Source organism: Agrobacterium sp. SORGH_AS_0745, assembly GCF_030818995.1.
Taxonomy (GTDB): Bacteria; Pseudomonadota; Alphaproteobacteria; order Rhizobiales; family Rhizobiaceae; genus Agrobacterium; species Agrobacterium tumefaciens.
This window is the reverse complement of the sequence record NZ_JAUTBI010000004.1, coordinates 176604-193575: the sequence shown is the minus strand read 5'-3', so window position 1 is coordinate 193575 and position 16972 is coordinate 176604. Positions and strand designations below refer to the sequence as shown.

The following is a 16972-nucleotide window of genomic DNA, read 5'->3' as shown; positions in this document are numbered from 1 at the left end:
GGTTTTTATCCGAAGTCGACGCCCGCGCGGCGTAAGTCATAGCTCGACCGACAAGAACCGCGCGGCATAAACACCACCAGTTCGATCCGGATCAGCCGTACGCCGCGGGGCACGAGATCACTAGAGGCTGACGCCCTCCAGTTTCGCGATCAGCGTGTTGCGATCCTCGACCGATCTCAATCGCACCGTTAGAGCTTCGCTCTTAACCGGTACCTGGGGCGGCAGAGAGACGGCAATGCCGGGAATATTTTCGGCAGCCCACCGCCTGAAACGAGGCAACTTGTTGGGGCCGCTGATAGGAAGGGTGTGAATATATCTGAAAGTCATGACTGCTTCTTTCCGAATGCGGGCAATGCCATGGCACAGGCGGCCAGATTTGCTCCGCAGTTTTCGTGTCGGGTTGCGAGAAACCTGACGCCAATGTCGCGGTCGCAACTATTGGCGCCAGGCAATCAGCGTCCGGCACTAACCCTTCGGATAGGAAAGACGTAACGCATGGTGAGCGCGAAACCCGTTAGCTCCATCGTCGGCATGTCAGACACCAGAACCTTGCCGCTCGCTCAACCCCAGGATCAGGCGGCCAGAGTGACGGCGGGCATGCCAGCACCCCAGCTCTGCATCGAGCTTCCGTACAAAATCGGCAAGCGCGATATCACCCAGCCTGTCCGCCGCCGCTTGTGGAGAAAACCATCGTCTTTTTCGGTGCGCTTTTTCGCGCCAGTGGGTCAAAGTGCCACGCACGTTCATACCGAATATCGTGACACAGCAGACAAGCTGAGGCCCATCGTTGAGGGTCTTGATGTATCTGTATGTCATTACCGGAGCCGGGGACATGTCGCCAATAATTCCTGCCACCTTGAACGCATGTCGCGAGGCCATGACGAGGGGCGGACATGCTTTCACGAGCGGGCCATTGGGCACGATCCAGCGCTCGCGCTCACGGTCCGTGACAAGCAGCACCTTGCGATGGCCGTCGCGCCCGATCCGCCAGGGAAGTACTCCGACCTGCTGCAACTCACCTCTGTCATCAGGTGACGAGACGATCCGGCTTGCTGTCGTAGCGCCTGTCATTGTCCTGCGGTCTCCGCAAGCCAGCGAAAGGGCAGCCGGAACTCGTTGCGCTTGCAACTATGAGGCTTGCGTGCGGCTCTCAGTGGAACAGAGGTTTCACACCAAGGGCACCGGGCCGCGGCACCCGGCAGTTGACGGTTGCAGGCAGGGCAGACTGGAAGGGGGCGAGGGTGGGACATTGAAACGCTCCATGGCTACGTCGCGCGAGCGACGCATTACGAACCGCACTTTCAATTGCGTGGTTCCCGGAGCGGCTGGGTCTATGGCGGCGTTAAGGGTTCAGTGCTGCCAGCTCCGGGTTAGGGAACGTGCCTGATCAATAAGCCTGAAAAATAGGGATTTCATGGTCGTTTTCATGATGCTTATCTGGGCAAGGATCGCGTTGACGGCAAGGTGACCTTTTGCCGCACGATAGGAATGATGTCGGACCATTCGCGCCAAATCGTACGTGAACGAACCTCGTGACATCCACTCAGCGGCAAGAAGCTCTGCGTCACTTTATGGCCTTACTGTCAGACCCAGAGCTTTTCGCTTGAACGCGCGGACGACGATCGAGACATTGATGGAGGTTTTGCAGACGTAGCTGTTCTCGAACAACAGACCTGACCGGTCGTTGCACCGCACTGACGATTCGAGCGCCTGCTCAGCTAGGTTGCGCCCCCACTCGTTGTGGAAGAACGTGCTTCCATCGGTAAAGCCAAGCCCGGTGCTCTGGTATGTCGGTCGGGCTTGCAGCGATCTTAAGGCGGCAAGATAAGCGGCATCATTGTCCGACCTGCGTCCAGCGATCATTGCTTTTCCCAGAGATTTCCGATCGATGCTGGGACGCCTCCAAATAATGAAGCGGTTCTCAACCAGATCAATGTACTCATCGAGACCAGCAACGGGGATCGAGTGGACGGCGAAAGGTTGATAGAACATGAATGGATCGCTCTCTTCGGCGGCCGCATTTGCCCGGAAACACATAACCGCTTCGAGCGATGCCACTATCTCCGGCCAGGCTTTAAGGACGGAGGACATCACCTGAGGGGCGACTCCAGCCTTCCGCCAGAGTGCATGTATTAACGCCAGAGCAATCCACCGTGGCTCGCCTGTCGTCTCGTTAGCCGCGTTAGCAATCGGTGCAAGGCAGGCCTCGTCCTCACATAGGATAGCGGCGACATCAGCCAGAGTAGCATGATCAAGTCCAAAATTGGGCTTGGCAACCAGAGCAGGAAACAAGGTGGTAACCTCTGAAAAACGCCTTGTTCTCAACAAAGAGAACAAAGACCAGTGGAGCGACTGAATTGGCGAACGACCCCATCGCACGCGTGCGATCGGGTGACGCTCCTGCTTTGAGGGGCAGCGGCTCCGGTCTGGCTTGAGGTCCAATAATCATCACCGATGCGTTCCTCCCGGACAGCATGAGTCGAGCTGGGCCGCCGCTCGTGATCGCCTAGATGACCCCTAACGCGTCCATAGCTTCCGCGACCCGAACAAATCCGGCGATGTTTGCACCAAGGACGTAATCGCCCGGCGCGCCATATTCCTCGGCGGTTTCCGCGCAGACATCATGGATCGCACTCATGATGTCTGCGAGGCGCGCCTCCGTTTGCTCAAACGTCCAGCTGTCACGGGAAGCGTTCTGTTGCATTTCCAAAGCAGACGTGGCGACCCCTCCTGCATTTGCGGCCTTGCCAGGCGCGAACATGACGCCCGCCGCCTGAAACAACCTTACAGCCTCGGGAGTCGACGGCATATTTGCACCTTCTCCCACCGCGATGACGTTGTTTCTGACGAGCGTCTTTGCGTCTTTACCAGTCAGTTCGTTCTGCGTTGCACAGGGCATAGCCACGTCACAGGGGACATCCCAGATTGATCCTCCCTCTACAAAGCAAGCGTCCGACCCCTTGAGCTTCACGTATTCCGAGATGCGTCCTCGGCGGACCTCCTTGATCTCCTTGACCAGGGCGAAATCAATCCCGCTTTCATCAACGACATAACCGTTTGAATCGGAGCAAGCGACAATCTTCCCGCCGAACTCGCTTACTTTTTCCATTGTATAAATTGCAACGTTGCCCGAACCAGAAACCGATACACGCTTTTCTGAAAAGTCCATTCCTTTGGAGGCCAGCATCCTGCGCACAAAGTAGCTCGCCCCATAACCTGTCGCTTCTTTGCGAGCGCGCGAACCGCCATAGAACAGGGCTTTCCCGGTCAGGACACCCGCCTCAAATCGATTGGTGAGCCTCTTGTACTGGCCAAACATATAGCCAATCTCACGACCGCCGACACCGATGTCGCCAGCGGGAACATCGGTGTATTCGCCAATATGTCTATGAAGCTCAGTCATGAACGACTGACAAAAGCGCATAATTTCGCCATCAGATCGTCCGCGCGGATTGAAGTCGGATCCGCCCTTCCCTCCCCCGATGGGCATACCGGTCAAGGCGTTCTTGAACGTCTGTTCGAATCCGAGGAACTTGATGATACCGACGTTGACCGAGGGATGAAACCGAATGCCGCCCTTATAGGGACCCAAAGCAGAGTTGAATTGCACGCGGAATCCGCGATTGATTTGGACCTGACCGTTGTCATCCACCCAAGGCACACGAAAGATGATCTGCCTCTCCGGTTCACAAATGCGCTCGATGAGGGCGTTTTCCGCATAACGCGGATGTTTAGCAATGACTCTTCCAAGGCTCTCCAGGACTTCGCGCACGGCCTGGTGGAACTCGAACTCTCCTGCGTTTCGGCGCAAGACTTCGTCGAGAATGGGTTCGAGTTTTTCGTCGACGTGAACCATCAAATACTCCGTTTTTTTAATAGCTTAAGGAAGATCGGCATGGGCAAGCAGCCTAATCACTGCGGCGAGGGTGACTGTCTTGGCTCGTCAGACATCGGGGTTCTTTGACCTCACTCGCTCGGACATCATCGCCTGGAAGTTCGACAGCAGGATTATGCATCCGCCGATGACGACCCAGGCGTCTACGCCTTCTCCGTAAGCGTAGAACCCGACGACCGCAGCCATGGGTACACGCAAAAAGTCGATGGGCATGATGACAGATGCATCGAGGCGCTTAAGCGCCTGTGCCTGGCGGTAATGCGCACTCAAGGCACCAACGCCGGCAACCATCATCCACGGAATATCGGACAGGCTGACGTCCCTCCAGTCCGTCAACGCGGCCAGCAGTCCCAGCGGCAGTTGAATGAGGATCATCCAGACCACGATGATTGCTGGTGAGCATTCTTTCGTGAGCTGCTTGACGAGAATTAAGGAAAGCCCATAGCCGGCGGCCGCCAGCAGCACTAAACCAGCAGCCGGATCAATGACGCCGAATCCTGGACGCACTATCACCAGAACACCGATGAAACCGCCAAGGGTTGCGAGAAGCCGCGGCCCGGTTAGCTGCTCCTTGAGAAAAAGCCAGGCGAAAAATGCGACCCAGATCGGCATCGTAAATTCGAGTGCAAAGATCGAGGCCAGTGGGAGAGCGACCACGCCAATGGTCCAGAAATACTGGGCGGTGAAGTGAACGACGTTTCGGGCGAGATGCCTTGGAAACAGTTTCTTCTGAAGGATCTGCGGCAGGAGTGACCGTCCCACCAGCAAAATTACGCCGAGACCGACGAGAGCCCGGAAAAACAGTACCTGTCTGATCGACAAGGTCGATGCGAGCTCGCGAGACCCGACAGCCATGCTTATGAAGGACGCCATGCTCAGCGCCATCCAGCCAAGTCCCTGCGCAAAACCTGCCCGCCCCCGCATTCCAGTAAAATGTGTGTCTTTTTCCATGATTGCTCCGGACAGCTTGTGCTGCCGCGATAAGGGAAGCCTTGGTCCACTTTTGTTGGCCAAACATCTGAAGCACCATACGAAACAGATGTTGTTGGTGCGTTCAAAGGGCGGAGGAACGTGCGCAAGCAAGCGCAGACATCCGGTCCTGCAGACCTTTCTTGCGTCGATATCATCGCGTTCAGAGGTGGCTGAAGGCTTCCGCGGCTGCTCGTCGTAAACCGGCACGGCCGACCCGGACGACAGTCAATTGATGTCTGTGTCCATCGCGAGAATTCCACTCCCCGCGCTGCCCGGGCTTAAGGCCCAAGAGCGCCACGCCAACAGGCGTCAATACAGACAAGCGGCCCGCGTCTGCCAGCACTTCATTCGGGAGAACAAGGGTAACCTGACGTTGCTGCCCCTCTACATCATACGAGACAGTTGATCCTAGGCAGACCGTGTCGAGCGAGACCTGTTCGTCTGCCAAGACCCAGGAGTTTTCCAGCTTCTCACTCAAGTCGGGGCCGACGTCGAAATCATTGGTCAGGGCCACGAGCGTCAGGCGGCTAAGTGTGTGAAAGTCTGTTGCCCCGATTATGGGCATGGTTTGGCTGAGTGAAGACATGTTTATTGTGACCTGCGCAACAACCCCATCGCTAGAGGAAGGGCGTTGACTTGTTTGAAGAGAGACTTGCCGCAGATGGTAAGGCGAACGTGTTGACGTAGCCACTCTGGATCCGGCAGGCGACAGTGGCCGGACCCGGTTACGATCCTGCGATGGGGCAGACGCTGAAAGCGCTCACTGCGCGTCTTTTGCTCTCATTCAACATCAACCTAGCATTTATGGAAGGTGCCATGAAGTCAAGGGCACTTGCCGAGATCAAAAGCGCCGGGCAGCGTCTCACGGAGCGCTTCTTGACTTCCCCCTCAGGCATGCCATGATTAGGGCACCATGTTGAAAATTGGCAATTCACATAAATTTCGCCTCTGCCGAGAGTATCCCGTCGAAGGATACTAGCCCGGGACGTAGACTGCTGTCGCGCGTCTGAACCCGGGCTTTGATCCTGCGGGATTGCGCGACCTCACCCTCCACAAGCAGTCTTTTTAAAACGCAGCTATTCGGCCGCGGTACGAGGCATATGAAATGAACACCACTGATTACACAAAGCCGTCCATCATCGCCCGGCAGACTGACCACGCTCGTCTGACCGCTCTTGCACTCGCGGCACCGGGGCGCGACCTCGACGATGCCGAGAAGTTGCTTATCGAACTTGAGCGTGCTGATGTCGTAGAGGATGACCAGTTCCCCGCAGACGCAGTGGCGGTCGGATCGACGGTATCCTACCTGATGGAAGGCGGAGCCAGAAGGACGGTAACTCTTTGTTACCCCGGCCTCGCCGACATCGAACGCTCAATGGTCAGCGTGCTGACCCCGATTGGAGCTGCTCTTCTTGGTCTTTCTCCCGGACAGCAGATCGAGTGGAAGGGCCGTGACGGGCATTCACACAAGTTGACCGTCCTTGAGGTGATGGCCGACTTAACGGTCAACGCCTCTTAAGACCCTCATTCCGGATGATACGAGAACCCGTTTACAAATTGACGGCGACCGTCCGCATCCACCGATTGACGAGGTCACAATTCAAACGTCGCGAGTAATCGCGACTATTGCGATCCCAATCGATGCCAGAGAGCTTCATCTTCCACTCCCTTGGTTGGCCATCCGTCCCTGGATGACCCGGCAAGCTTCGATCCATGCATACCGCCTTGCGTTTAAACGTGAATGAACATCACCTGAATATCTGAATGAGCTACTAGAAGCGCAATCGTTTCGGCACCCATCACCTCTTTCTCGAAGTTGTTCGAGGAGCAGGTGGCGGCTCAGATGGTTATGCTTGACTGATGTCACACATCCTGCAACGCCATTGCCACGCCGAAAAACGAGGCGGATCAATGCCATGGACGATCCAGCGCCTAAAGTTCGCCCTTCCGGTGTTGAGATGGGCTGACCCCAAATGCTTTTTTGAAGCTCTGGGTGAAGGCACTTTGGGTCGCAAATCCCCACGCCTGAGAAATCTCCTTTACGGACCGATCCTTATTCCGATCGATCTCGTCGCGAGCTTTTTGAAGGCGCAGAGCAAGCTGATACTCACTTATTGTTTGTCCCACGCAGTTCAAAAAGGAATATTGCAAAGAACGAACACTGACCCCGCTCAGGCCCGCCAAGAGTTCAGGAGAGCTTCTAGCCGCTGGGTGCGCATGGATATAATCAATCGCTCGACGGACTTGTCGTGGAGCAATGACGGGCACAGGCGCCTCAAGTTTTTGCGTGTAGTTGTTCGGATAGTTTAGAAGAAAACTGTCAACGATCAGATTACCCATACTCGGAGACTGCTTATTCAATGACCTGGCAATTCCTTGTAACGGTGAACCGTTCAGCATTTGAACAAGAGCCGGAAGCCCTTCGAGTTTGCCATGATCCAGAGCGCGTTTGCTAAATTCGATCGGCTGAACCACAGGCCGATCGAGCAATATCGACATGCGTCTTGATAATAGAGCGTCTGAGATAACAACTGTTGAATGTTCGCTACCATCAAGGACATCCACGCTATCGGCGTGCCGGTAGCCAATGACCTGATTAGCCGCAATCGATAGCCTTTCACCCCGGAAGTCATATTCGGTCGCTCCCTTGCTCGCGAAATTAAACAGAACAGCGTCGAACATCGCAATGGGAGTAACGCGATACGAGCCTATCGTCGCCGACCATTCGAAGAATACTTCATCGATTACGGCCAGTTGACCGGTGACCCCGTAGTTGTCGTGTGAGCCCAGTGGCATGACAGCGACGGGAGCATACGCCTCACTCAGATACTCTTCGACTTCCCCAATATCTCTCGACGAGATCTTGAGCTGTTTGTACAGACCGTCCGACATTTCCCGCACATCCCAACACAGGTTGACGTGATAAAAAGCGCATTAGGTACCAACTCAATGGCATCATATGTCCCTATAATAACCAACGGTGCGGCATCATTTAGATCTGGGAATCAACCGAGGGTATTGCTCCATTTCGGTCGTAATCAGTCATGCTTGCAATCAGCCTCTGCGTTGCGGAAGACGTTCTCAATGTCTAGTGAACGGTTCAGAGGACATTTGTCCGGCACGCTGGCAATAGTCGCAAAAAAATTGCACCTCAGAAACACACCTGCACTTTACAGGTGGCTCATCGGCTTCACGCGCCTTTTGAGAGTGAGAGTTTTCGACTATTCTTAATTATAAACATTGGCGCCTTACCGGTCGCGGCTCTAAACCTCTAAAAAAGGTTCACGTCGAATGGCTTAGCCAAGGATTATGGCCTAAACGTCCGCGACATAAAGTGGTTTGGATACGGATTTGATACAGAGATGTCTGGATGAGCAATCAATTATTTCGGCCTCCAAGCTTTTAGCGGCGATGGAAAACCCGAAAAGGCTCGCAATACTGCGGATTCTCGTTGACGCCGAAATTCCGGTTGGTGAGCTGGCACACCGGGTTGGCCTCAGCCAATCAGCCTTGTCGCAACACCTCGCCAAGCTGCGCAATGCAAACGTCGTACAGACCCGCCGTGAAGCGCAGGTGATCTACTATTTCAGCCATTCCGATGCAGTGCGGCGTATTTTAGCTACTTTGGAAGCGATTTTCCGCGAGCAGCCGCCTGTGTCTCCGGCTGCGGCGCCAAGCGGGCGATAAATTCGCGCCGGCGCATGAAGCTGGCAACGTTATGGATGGCTTCACTGGATTGGACTTACTGGCTAGTCAAGATTCCTCGCCGCTTTAGACTGTTTTCTTGATGTATTGTAATGTAAGCGCTGTTTCTGGGCCACGCTCTGATGTTATCGGCCCTCCTTTGTTGCATTGAATTGAAACGCGCGTATAGGCTTTGCCTGTATATCGCAGGAGACCATTGATGGACGGAAGCTCGCTAGCGGTCAGGCGTATTCAGGCAGATCAAGTGGACGCATTTCGACGCATTCGCCTGGAAGCGCTTCGCTCTGAACCGACCTTTTATGCAAGCAGCTATGAGGACTGGGTTTCACTGTCTGTCGATGAATGGCAGCAGCGTCTGCATGATCCGGTTTTTGTCGCGTTTCGGGATGACGAACCTGTGGGCATAACCGGTTTGCTCCGCCAACGCGCGAGCAAGATGGCTCATCGTGCCACGATTATCATGGTTTATGTGCGCAAGAACCTACGCGGAACGGGCCTTGCCCGTAATCTCCTGGGGACAGTTGCAGACTATGCCCGTGACATCGGGATTCTGCAGTTGGAACTGGCTGTGAGTGCGGAAAACCCGGCTGCAATACGTTTCTACCTGCGGGAAGGCTTCTCTGAGGTCGGTCGGATTCCTGCTGGCTTTCTACATGACGGCAGGGAGATCGATGACGTCATGATGGTGCGTCGCCTGCTCGATTAGCGTTTTCGGATATCAAGCAGCAGCTTCGCTATTGCAATTGGGGACAAAGCTCCAAGGCAGCAGCTCATCAATCCGGCTCTGCTTGTGACCGTTGACGATGGCGGTGAGCGTGGCAGTCAGGTAGGCGAAAGGATCGATGGCATTGAGCTTGCAGGTCTCGACCAGCGAGGCGATGATCGCCCAGTTCTCCGCCCCAGCGTCGTGCCCCGCGAAGAGTGCGTTCTTGCGATTGAGCGCAATCGGTCGGATGGTGCGCTCGACACTATTATTGTCGATCTCGATGCGTCCATCGGTCAGGAAGAGCTTCAGACCATCCCAGTATTTGGCGATGTAAGCCAATGCCTCGCCGAGCGGCGACTTCGTTGCGACGCGTGCGCGGTGATGGACAAGCCAGTTATGCAAGTCTGCGACGAGTGGCGCTGAGCGTTCCTGTCGTCCGACAAGTCGAGCCTCCGCGTCAAGGCCTCGCAGCTCGGCCTCGATGCGATACAGCTCTCCGATCCGCTTCACTCCTTCCTCGGCAATCCGTGCTGAGCCAATGCGAGTGATCTCCACCAGCTTGCGACGCGAGCTGAATGTCGGGACCAACGCGCTCCGGCGCGATCAGCCTGTTGTATCCGGCATATCCGTCCACTTGCAGAATGCCCGTGAAGCCCTGCAGTATCCGTTCGGCATGAATGCCACCGCGACCGGGCGCATAGGTGAAGGCCACGCCTGGTGGAGCGCAGCCGCTCCACGGGCGATCATCCCGCGCCAGTGCCCAGAAGTATCCGGTCTTGGTTTTGCGGGAGCCGGGATCGAGAACCGGGGCACGAGTCTCATCCATAAACAGCTTGGTTGAGCGCTTCAGGTCGGCGACCAAAGCATCGAAGACGGGCCGCAGTTCATAGGCTGCCCGGCCGACCCAGTCGGCGAGCGTGGAGCGGTCGAGATCGATGCCTTGGCGGCTCATGATCTGGGCCTGCCGATAGAGCGGAAGGTGGTCTGCATATTTGGAGACCAGCACATGGGCGACGGTCGCTTCCGTCGGCAGCCCTGCCTGGATCAGCCGTGCTGGTGCCGGAGCCTGAACGACACCGTCAGTGCAGGCACGGCACGCATATTTGGGCCGCCGGGTGACGATCACGCGGAACTGTGCCGGGATCACGTCCAGTCGCTCGGAGACATCCTCGCCAATGCAATGCAGACAACCGCCGCAGCCGCACGTCAGGCTTTCCGGCTCGATCACCTCTTCGACACGCGGGAGATGCTTCGGAAGGGAACCGCGATTGATCGCGCGTGGCCTAGCAATCCTGCTTCCAGCCGGAACGTCCGCCTCATCTTCGGCATGGATCACGGCCATAGCCGTCTCCAGGTCTTCCAGTGCCAGGTCGAATTGGTCCGGATCGGTCTTCTCGGATTTGCGCCCGAAGGCTGCCTGCTTGAATGCTGCGACCAGCTTCTCAAGCCGCTCGATCCGCTCATCCTTGCGGGCGATATGCTCGTCCTTGCTCGCTATCGCGACGTCCTTGGCCGCCTCGCGTGCCTGCGCCGCGATCAGCATCGCCTTCAGGGCAGCAACATCATCGGGAAGGTCGGCGGCATCAAACATAGCAGGAAGCTACCAAATCCGGAGCCGATTTGCCTCTGCAATTTGCCCTGCTGAGTCATTGTGCCGCAGCTATTCTATGGCTTCCGGTGCTCTCGTCTGGACGACATGAACCCGCCGCCAATCCAGGCCCGCAAACAGGGCCTCGAACTGGGCATGGGTCAACGTCATCAGGCCATCCTTGATGCCGGGCCACGTGAACGTGTGCTCTTCCAGCCGTTTGTAGGCCATGACGATCCCGGAGCCATCCCAGTAGATCAGCTTCAACCGGTCCGCCTTGCGGGACCGGAAGACAAAGACCGTTCCAGTGAACGGGTCCTTGTGCAGTTCGTTCTTCACCAGCGCCGCTAAACCATCATGACCCTTGCGGAAGTCCACAGGTTTGGTCGCCACCATGATCCTGACGCGGTTCGACGGAAAGATCATGTAGCTGCCGCCAAGGCGCGGGCGATTGCAGCAATCCGGGACGCTGACGCGCCTTCCTCAAGAAAGATTGTAACTGGACCCACGACGATCTCGGCGCGGGAAGCGACCTTGGCTGCCTGCGGCTCCGGCGATGGAGCATCAACAACGATGGCCGCAAACTCGACCCCGTCTTCGGGCTCTGGCAGCACCAGCTTGCCCTGCCGAGCCAACGTCCGCCACGATGACAGGTGGTTGGCCTTCAGCCCGTAGCGCCCTGCTACTTCGTTCACGGTTACGCCTGGTCTCAAGCTCTCCGAAACGATCCGCGCCTTGACCTCATCGGGCCATTGGCGATGGGCCTCACGTCTGCTCCGCCGCGTTTTGACAACCTCCAACGTAGACTCCATGGAGAAACTCCTTGTCGCTCATCCACGGAATGTCGATCACAGATCAGGCGACGACGGGCAATGTGGGGGCAGAACACCGGTTACATTGTAATGAGTTGTCCGACCGCACATTGTCCGCTGTCGCCTGATCTGTGATCGACACTCCATGGATGAGTGACAACGAGGATCTTGCAGGCATACGTCAGAGTTGTCTCAAGGTGTACTACGCTTATCGACTTACACGGTTACCGTGCTGCTTTCGGCGCTCTTTACGGAGACACACCCAACAAGAAACATCAGGACCACAATCCGGACCTCGGAACTCCGTGAGTCGCTCAGTTTGCTATTCCGTGGCTCTACACTCACTTCTGAAATACACCTCAGACAGCCGAAAGTTTCCTTTGTGTCGCTTGCACTGAGCAACGATATCTATACTCGCCTTCAAAAAACCCACGATGTCGGCCCGGTCCAGGCCTGCGCCGCCCTCAGACTCCTTAACGAGCAGGACCAGTTGCTCAAAAGCCAATTCGGCCGAGTTCGCATGGACCGTGGTTATTGAGCCAGGATGGCCCGAATTCACGTTCCGGATATAATAAAAGGCCGTCCCATCGCGAAGCTCCTGAAGCAGAACCCTATCCGGCCGCATACGAAGACAAGATTCGAGAAGCTCTTTCGGTCCGGCACGCGAAAGCCCCTGCCCTCCTTTCGAGTAGAACAAGCGCACGTGGTTCGGTTGTGAGATAACGAGCTCGGGAGTGTCCTCGATTGAAATGACCCTCTCGTTTTCGGGAATATGCTTGATCAATGCTTTGGAAAGTGTCGTTTTCGCCGAACCTGTGGCGCCAGAAATGATGATGTTTTTTCGAGCGATGACGGCCTGCCGCAGGAAATCCTTAAAACGGCCGGCACGATATGTTTCACACAGTTCCTCATCCTGCGCGGAGGAGGAGGTACTGGTCGCTGCGCACGCTGTCTGGAAAAATCCCTTTTCCTCCAGATCATCAAGACTGAAGTCGACCGAGGAAGGCTTGCGGATTGTCATGCTGACAGTGTCATTGATGGTCGCCGGGGGGATGACGATCTGGATTCGTTCGTTCCCGGGTAGCGTCGCCGACAATATTGGACGCGTCTCATCAATCGACTGATGGGAAAAACTTGCGACTGCCCGGGCAAGACGCATGAGCTTTTCGAAGGTCAGTTCCGGCATTTCATAGGTCCGCCACCCACCGGGACCTTCCGTCAACACCTGCCCGGGCCGATTGACAATCACCTCTAGGAGAGACTTGTCCTGAAGGAATGTCGAAAACGGCTTCAACAGCTCGCTGACGACAGCCGATTCCTGCCTCTCTGACATTTCGCGCCCTATTTCGTTAGGAGCGTCGATCGTGGCGCGAAATCCCCCAGGACTGCACGATCGAAAACCCGGTTTCTGGGTTCGGTCACCCTAAGACTGTAGATGCCGGAAAAGTCGAGATCGCGAGCGACAAAGATCGAAACCGGTTCACCTTCGTGCTTATTGAGTGTCGGCGGGATATTGATGGACTGCTCGACCGCGATGGCGGCCGCCTGTTGACTGGCACTCGTTGTTTTTTGCGCGTCGACATCGCTGTCCTGCAGCCGACTGCTTGCATAGTTCGTCGCGTCCCCGACAATGGAAAGCAGAAGAGCGCTGCCGAACCGCTCCCACCAATGGGTGTCGACATGGCCGTCGACACCGGCACGACCAAGTGCGTCGGTTGCTGGTGATGCGAGAGTGACGATAACGCCCTTCGGCGTTTTCGCGCGATTCCAGAGAATGAACAGGCGCTTTTGCCCGCGTTGAAGCCCTCCACGATATTCGCCGACAACCTGCGTGCCCTTTTCCATCAAGACCACCCTGCCATTGTCAGAGAGAACATCGCGGTTGATCACACAAGTGGTAAATCCCGGCTGGTCGGATGCTAACGCAGTTTCAAGAACGCAGGGAATGGTCGTTCCCATCGCGACGATGAAATTGCGGTTTCCGAGTGTACCGGCCCTTGAGCCTTCAAGCCGCGTTGGCCGCAGCAGGCCATCGAAACGATGCTGCTCATTGTTTTGCTGGTTCTGAACAGACATATTGTTGTCGAGCGGCACGAAATTGCTGTTGTCGGAAGGATAAGAGCTGTCGCTTTCCCTCAACTCTTTCCGATTCCTCTGCCCTCCACTGAAGGCCATCACGGGCGCGCGGCGGGCGGAATCGAGCAGCTTATCCTGCTCTTCAATGACCGGTTCGACGACAGGCGTTGGCAATTTTACTTCAGGGAGCGCCTGGTCCGGTTCAACTTTCTCTTTTGCGGCCTCGAAGGGGGTCGTCTGGCGAATAATGATCCGTTCGGGCTGAAGATTTTCATCCCTTCCCTTCTTTCCCGTCGTCGACCAAAGCGCGAAGCTGACAAACGCGATGATCGCAATGGCAACAGCGCCGCGTTTCAAGAGAGGGCTGTTGTCGATCTGACGACTGGTGACGGTTTCGGCACGCTCTCCGGGGATGCGATCCTCGTCTTCCTGAGCCATGACTGTTCCCTTCCCTATTGCCCGGTAACGTCGCGCTTCACGACGCGCTCCACCGAAGGAGACGTTGTGTTGGTGTCAGGATTGATACCGACGCGGTCGTAGGCTTCGTTGAAGACGCAAAGCACATCCTTGCCCCGACGCAAGATGAACTTGCGGCTGATCGCGTGCACCATCACCAGATCTCCATCGACCGACTTCGGAACAAGGCTTTCGGAGCCGTCGGAGTTCTCCATATAGATCGCGGGCATTTCCTGGTTACCCACAAAGGCGAACGTTGTAATCTTGCCGTTGTCGTAGACGCTTTGCGGCTCCAGTGCCGGCGATCCCTGAGAAGAATAGCGCCAGTTTCGAGGGCCATAGGCTTCGTGAAGCGCCAGCACATTGTCGGCGTCCTTCGCCTGGGCCGCGAGAGCCCTCGACGCTGCCTGCTGGCGGCGAAGCTCGGCGTCATCGCCTGGATACCTGTACTTCACGTAGAAGTAGGTGTTTTGGCCAGCCTCTACGGAGCCATCGCGCGCCGTCAGTTCCATCTGGTAGCTGCGGGTCGAGCCATCCCTGCGCGTCGTAACCACGGAAATATTCGTCACCGGCTGGCTCTCGCGTGGCTTCAGGAACAGGATGTTGCCGGCCGGCGCAACTTCCCAGGCGACGCTATTGCCGAGCGCGACATGGGCGATTTCCTCGTCCGCCGCGAACTCGACCTGTACGGATGACCGCAGAGTGCCGACCACCCGCGTGATGTTGTAGGGTTGGTAGTTCACGAACCGGATACGACTGTCTTGCGAGGCACCTCGGGGTATCTCAAGCGCAAACGCCGGCGACATCGAAAGGGTCACGATGAGTGCAGGAATTCGAGGGATGCGCATCATCTCACCTCCTCCGGATCAGCGCGATACTCGCTGACGACGAAGCCGAGCGGGTTTACGAGCCGGTCCGTCGAGGACATCGGAGCGTTCGCGTAGGAATAGGTGATCGACGCAACCCAATGGGTCGTTCGCACTTCCTCGCCACGTGTGATGGTTCGCATGTAGCGTACGGAAACGACATTCTGATTGATCAGGGAGATTGAAGCGATATCGATCCTTGCTGTAGCCCCGCGACCATAAGTATTCTGGGGCGATTGCGGGTTGCTGCCACGGTAGAGGGCCGCGAAACGCGTTTGCTCCGCTTGCGTCGACAAGAGGGCGATGGTGCGGAAATTTTCCTGTGCTTCACTCCAGACGTAACCCTCGCGGGCCCGGACATATTTTGCAGCGAAATATTTCGTCACCGCCTCATCGTAGGTGCCAGCCGTCGATGTCAGCGCTGACACGACGTCGACAATGCCGGTCGAATTGTCGACGCGCACCACAAAGGGCTCAACCGTCTTGAGGGGTGTGAGACACGCGACCGCGAAGACGGCTACAGCGGCGACAATGCCTGAAACTATGGCGATCGACCAGGCAATCCTGTTCGATCGCTCGACCTGGATCATCCGGTCCTGGTCGAAACGACGTGCTTTGTCGAAGTAGCTCTTGAGATTATCTGTCGTCACCATGTTTCATCCCTCACAGCGGCGATAGGAACCGTCGATGTCCAGATGCGCAAAAGCGGAAGTCTCGCTGGCCTCTTTTACGAAAGGTGTGAGGGACGTGGACGAACTCGTGTTGGATTGCTGCTGTTGCAGCTTGCTGCCGCCCTCCCAGTCCCACATCGAGCGGTTCAATGGGCGGCGCGAATAGCCGTCGCAGTTCGGCAATGGGTAGGTCATCGAAGCGCAGCCGACAAGCGTGGCTGAAAAGATGATCAACAGGGCAGGCTTAATCATTCAGCAGGCCTTTATCTAATGTTCTGGATTGGGTGTCATACGCCGGCATTTCTTGATCCGAAGGCGCGGCGGGCAAACCGAGCACCGCGACCGATCATCCGGCCGGTGTGGGAGGCTGCTCTGGCCAGCATGCCTTCATGCGCATCGCGTGCGGTCGTGTAACCATAGACCAGCGAGGCACCGCCAGACGCCAGCGCCGATGCAATGCCAGGTAGCTGGTAGAATATGTACAGGGCAGCTATCCCGATGGCACAAAAAGCAATAGGGCGCATAAGGACGTCGCTGTAGCTGTCGATTGCGGTGAAGCTCGAGTCCAGGCAGGAGATCAAAAGCGAACCGACGGCAACGACAAGGACCTGAAGGATCACGAAGTTTGCGAGCTGCCCGATCCAGGACTCGGTAAAACGGCGCGTCGATTGAAACATGGCAAGCGCAATGAAAATCGGCCCGATCGCCAGGACGATCGCCAGCGCCAACCGTGCATAAAGGGAAACAACATAACCGATCCCCGCCACCAGAAAGCTGACGCCGACCACCATGATGCCGCCCACACCTGTGACGATGTCAATCGGCCAGGAAGCCCTGGTCCAGATATCGGTCGCAGAGGCCTGGCCCTTGTCGAGCAGACTGTCAAAGGTGCTGGCACTCGGCGCCGTACCTGCATTCAGCGCCTGAGCGATCTCGCGCGGCAAAACATCGAAAAAGATGTTTGTGACATAGGTCTGGTATTCGCCCGCGTTCTTCACCAGCATCACAATGATCGCAAGCTTTATCGCGCGGAAGGCAAAGTCAAGGATAGGTTCCTGGACCGAGCCCCGAAGGATGAGATAGCCGTAGAGGACGACGTAAAGGGTCACTGCCACCGTCAACGGACCAGCGACCCATTCTGCTATGTTCGACGTCCCATCCGAGACGAAAGTCTCCAACGGCCGCTTGAACTGACCGTCGATAAACTCAAACACCTGGTACATTT

Annotated in this window: 18 protein-coding genes and 1 pseudogene; 3 read left to right on the top strand and 16 right to left on the bottom strand. The window is 56.5% G+C overall.

Annotated elements, in window-relative coordinates; genetic code table 11:
• Positions 1-120 precede the first annotated feature (120 nt).
• The 6 genes from QE432_RS24585 to QE432_RS24560 form a co-directional block, all read right to left on the bottom strand.
• A complete protein-coding gene (locus tag QE432_RS24585) occupies positions 121-327 on the bottom strand; it encodes a hypothetical protein (protein WP_025591490.1) in 207 nt (68 codons plus the stop codon).
• Positions 328-534: 207 nt separating this feature from the next.
• Positions 535-1071 (bottom strand): NUDIX hydrolase, encoded by a 537-nt coding sequence (locus tag QE432_RS24580; RefSeq protein ID WP_112157754.1) that lies wholly within the window; start codon positions 1069-1071, stop codon positions 535-537.
• 498 nt (positions 1072-1569) lie between these two features.
• Complete coding sequence (locus QE432_RS24575; RefSeq protein ID WP_306627251.1) at positions 1570-2292, bottom strand: hypothetical protein; 723 nt, start codon at positions 2290-2292, stop codon at positions 1570-1572.
• Positions 2293-2506: 214 nt separating this feature from the next.
• Positions 2507-3856 carry an NADP-specific glutamate dehydrogenase gene (gene gdhA / locus QE432_RS24570; protein WP_306627249.1) on the bottom strand — a complete coding sequence of 450 codons (1350 nt, stop codon included), beginning with the start codon at positions 3854-3856 and terminating at the stop codon, positions 2507-2509.
• Between the two features lie 87 nt (positions 3857-3943).
• Positions 3944-4846 (bottom strand): DMT family transporter, encoded by a 903-nt coding sequence (locus QE432_RS24565; protein ID WP_306627247.1) that lies wholly within the window; start codon positions 4844-4846, stop codon positions 3944-3946.
• Between the two features lie 181 nt (positions 4847-5027).
• Entirely contained in the window at positions 5028-5453 is a 426-nt protein-coding gene (locus tag QE432_RS24560; RefSeq protein ID WP_111790837.1) for a GreA/GreB family elongation factor, read from the bottom strand.
• 519 nt (positions 5454-5972) lie between these two features.
• On the opposite strand from QE432_RS24560, the gene rnk reads away from it, so the two are divergent.
• Positions 5973-6386 carry a nucleoside diphosphate kinase regulator gene (rnk, locus tag QE432_RS24555; RefSeq protein WP_306627245.1) on the top strand — a complete coding sequence of 138 codons (414 nt, stop codon included), beginning with the start codon at positions 5973-5975 and terminating at the stop codon, positions 6384-6386.
• 413 nt (positions 6387-6799) lie between these two features.
• Here rnk and QE432_RS24550 read toward each other — a convergent pair whose 3' ends face one another.
• Positions 6800-7759: an AraC family transcriptional regulator gene (locus QE432_RS24550; RefSeq protein WP_306627243.1), complete on the bottom strand. Its 960-nt coding sequence runs from the start codon at positions 7757-7759 to the stop codon at positions 6800-6802.
• Between the two features lie 474 nt (positions 7760-8233).
• On the opposite strand from QE432_RS24550, the gene QE432_RS24545 reads away from it, so the two are divergent.
• Complete coding sequence (locus QE432_RS24545; RefSeq protein ID WP_025591476.1) at positions 8234-8554, top strand: ArsR/SmtB family transcription factor; 321 nt, start codon at positions 8234-8236, stop codon at positions 8552-8554.
• 217 nt (positions 8555-8771) lie between these two features.
• Positions 8772-9278, top strand: coding sequence for a GNAT family N-acetyltransferase (locus QE432_RS24540; RefSeq protein WP_111791045.1), 507 nt, complete (start codon positions 8772-8774; stop codon positions 9276-9278).
• Between the two features lie 12 nt (positions 9279-9290).
• Here the strand turns inward: QE432_RS24540 and tnpC are convergent.
• From tnpC to QE432_RS24495, 9 genes and pseudogenes are all read right to left on the bottom strand, one after another.
• Positions 9291-10869, bottom strand: a pseudogene (gene tnpC / locus QE432_RS24535) (IS66 family transposase).
• 69 nt (positions 10870-10938) lie between these two features.
• A complete protein-coding gene (gene tnpB, locus QE432_RS24530; protein ID WP_162690704.1) occupies positions 10939-11292 on the bottom strand; it encodes an IS66 family insertion sequence element accessory protein TnpB in 354 nt (117 codons plus the stop codon).
• On the bottom strand, positions 11289-11678 hold the full coding sequence (gene tnpA / locus QE432_RS24525) for an IS66-like element accessory protein TnpA (protein WP_162690705.1): 390 nt from the start codon (positions 11676-11678) through the stop codon (positions 11289-11291). Before tnpA ends, tnpB begins: the two co-directional genes overlap by 4 nt.
• A 322-nt stretch (positions 11679-12000) precedes the next feature.
• Positions 12001-13011, bottom strand: a complete 1011-nt coding sequence (virB11, locus tag QE432_RS24520; RefSeq protein ID WP_306627241.1) for a P-type DNA transfer ATPase VirB11 — start codon at positions 13009-13011, stop codon at positions 12001-12003.
• 8 nt (positions 13012-13019) lie between these two features.
• A complete protein-coding gene (gene virB10, locus QE432_RS24515) occupies positions 13020-14192 on the bottom strand; it encodes a type IV secretion system protein VirB10 (RefSeq protein ID WP_306627239.1) in 1173 nt (390 codons plus the stop codon).
• 14 nt (positions 14193-14206) lie between these two features.
• Positions 14207-15061, bottom strand: a complete 855-nt coding sequence (virB9, locus tag QE432_RS24510; RefSeq protein WP_373465232.1) for a P-type conjugative transfer protein VirB9 — start codon at positions 15059-15061, stop codon at positions 14207-14209.
• A complete protein-coding gene (locus QE432_RS24505) occupies positions 15058-15729 on the bottom strand; it encodes a virB8 family protein (protein ID WP_003517248.1) in 672 nt (223 codons plus the stop codon). Before QE432_RS24505 ends, virB9 begins: the two co-directional genes overlap by 4 nt.
• A gap of 3 nt (positions 15730-15732) precedes the next feature.
• The gene (locus tag QE432_RS24500) at positions 15733-15999 is read right to left on the bottom strand and encodes a hypothetical protein (RefSeq protein ID WP_306627237.1); all 267 of its coding nucleotides are present in this window, start codon (positions 15997-15999) and stop codon (positions 15733-15735) included.
• Between the two features lie 35 nt (positions 16000-16034).
• Positions 16035-16970: a type IV secretion system protein gene (locus tag QE432_RS24495; protein WP_306627235.1), complete on the bottom strand. Its 936-nt coding sequence runs from the start codon at positions 16968-16970 to the stop codon at positions 16035-16037.
• Between the last annotated feature and the right edge of the window lie 2 nt (positions 16971-16972).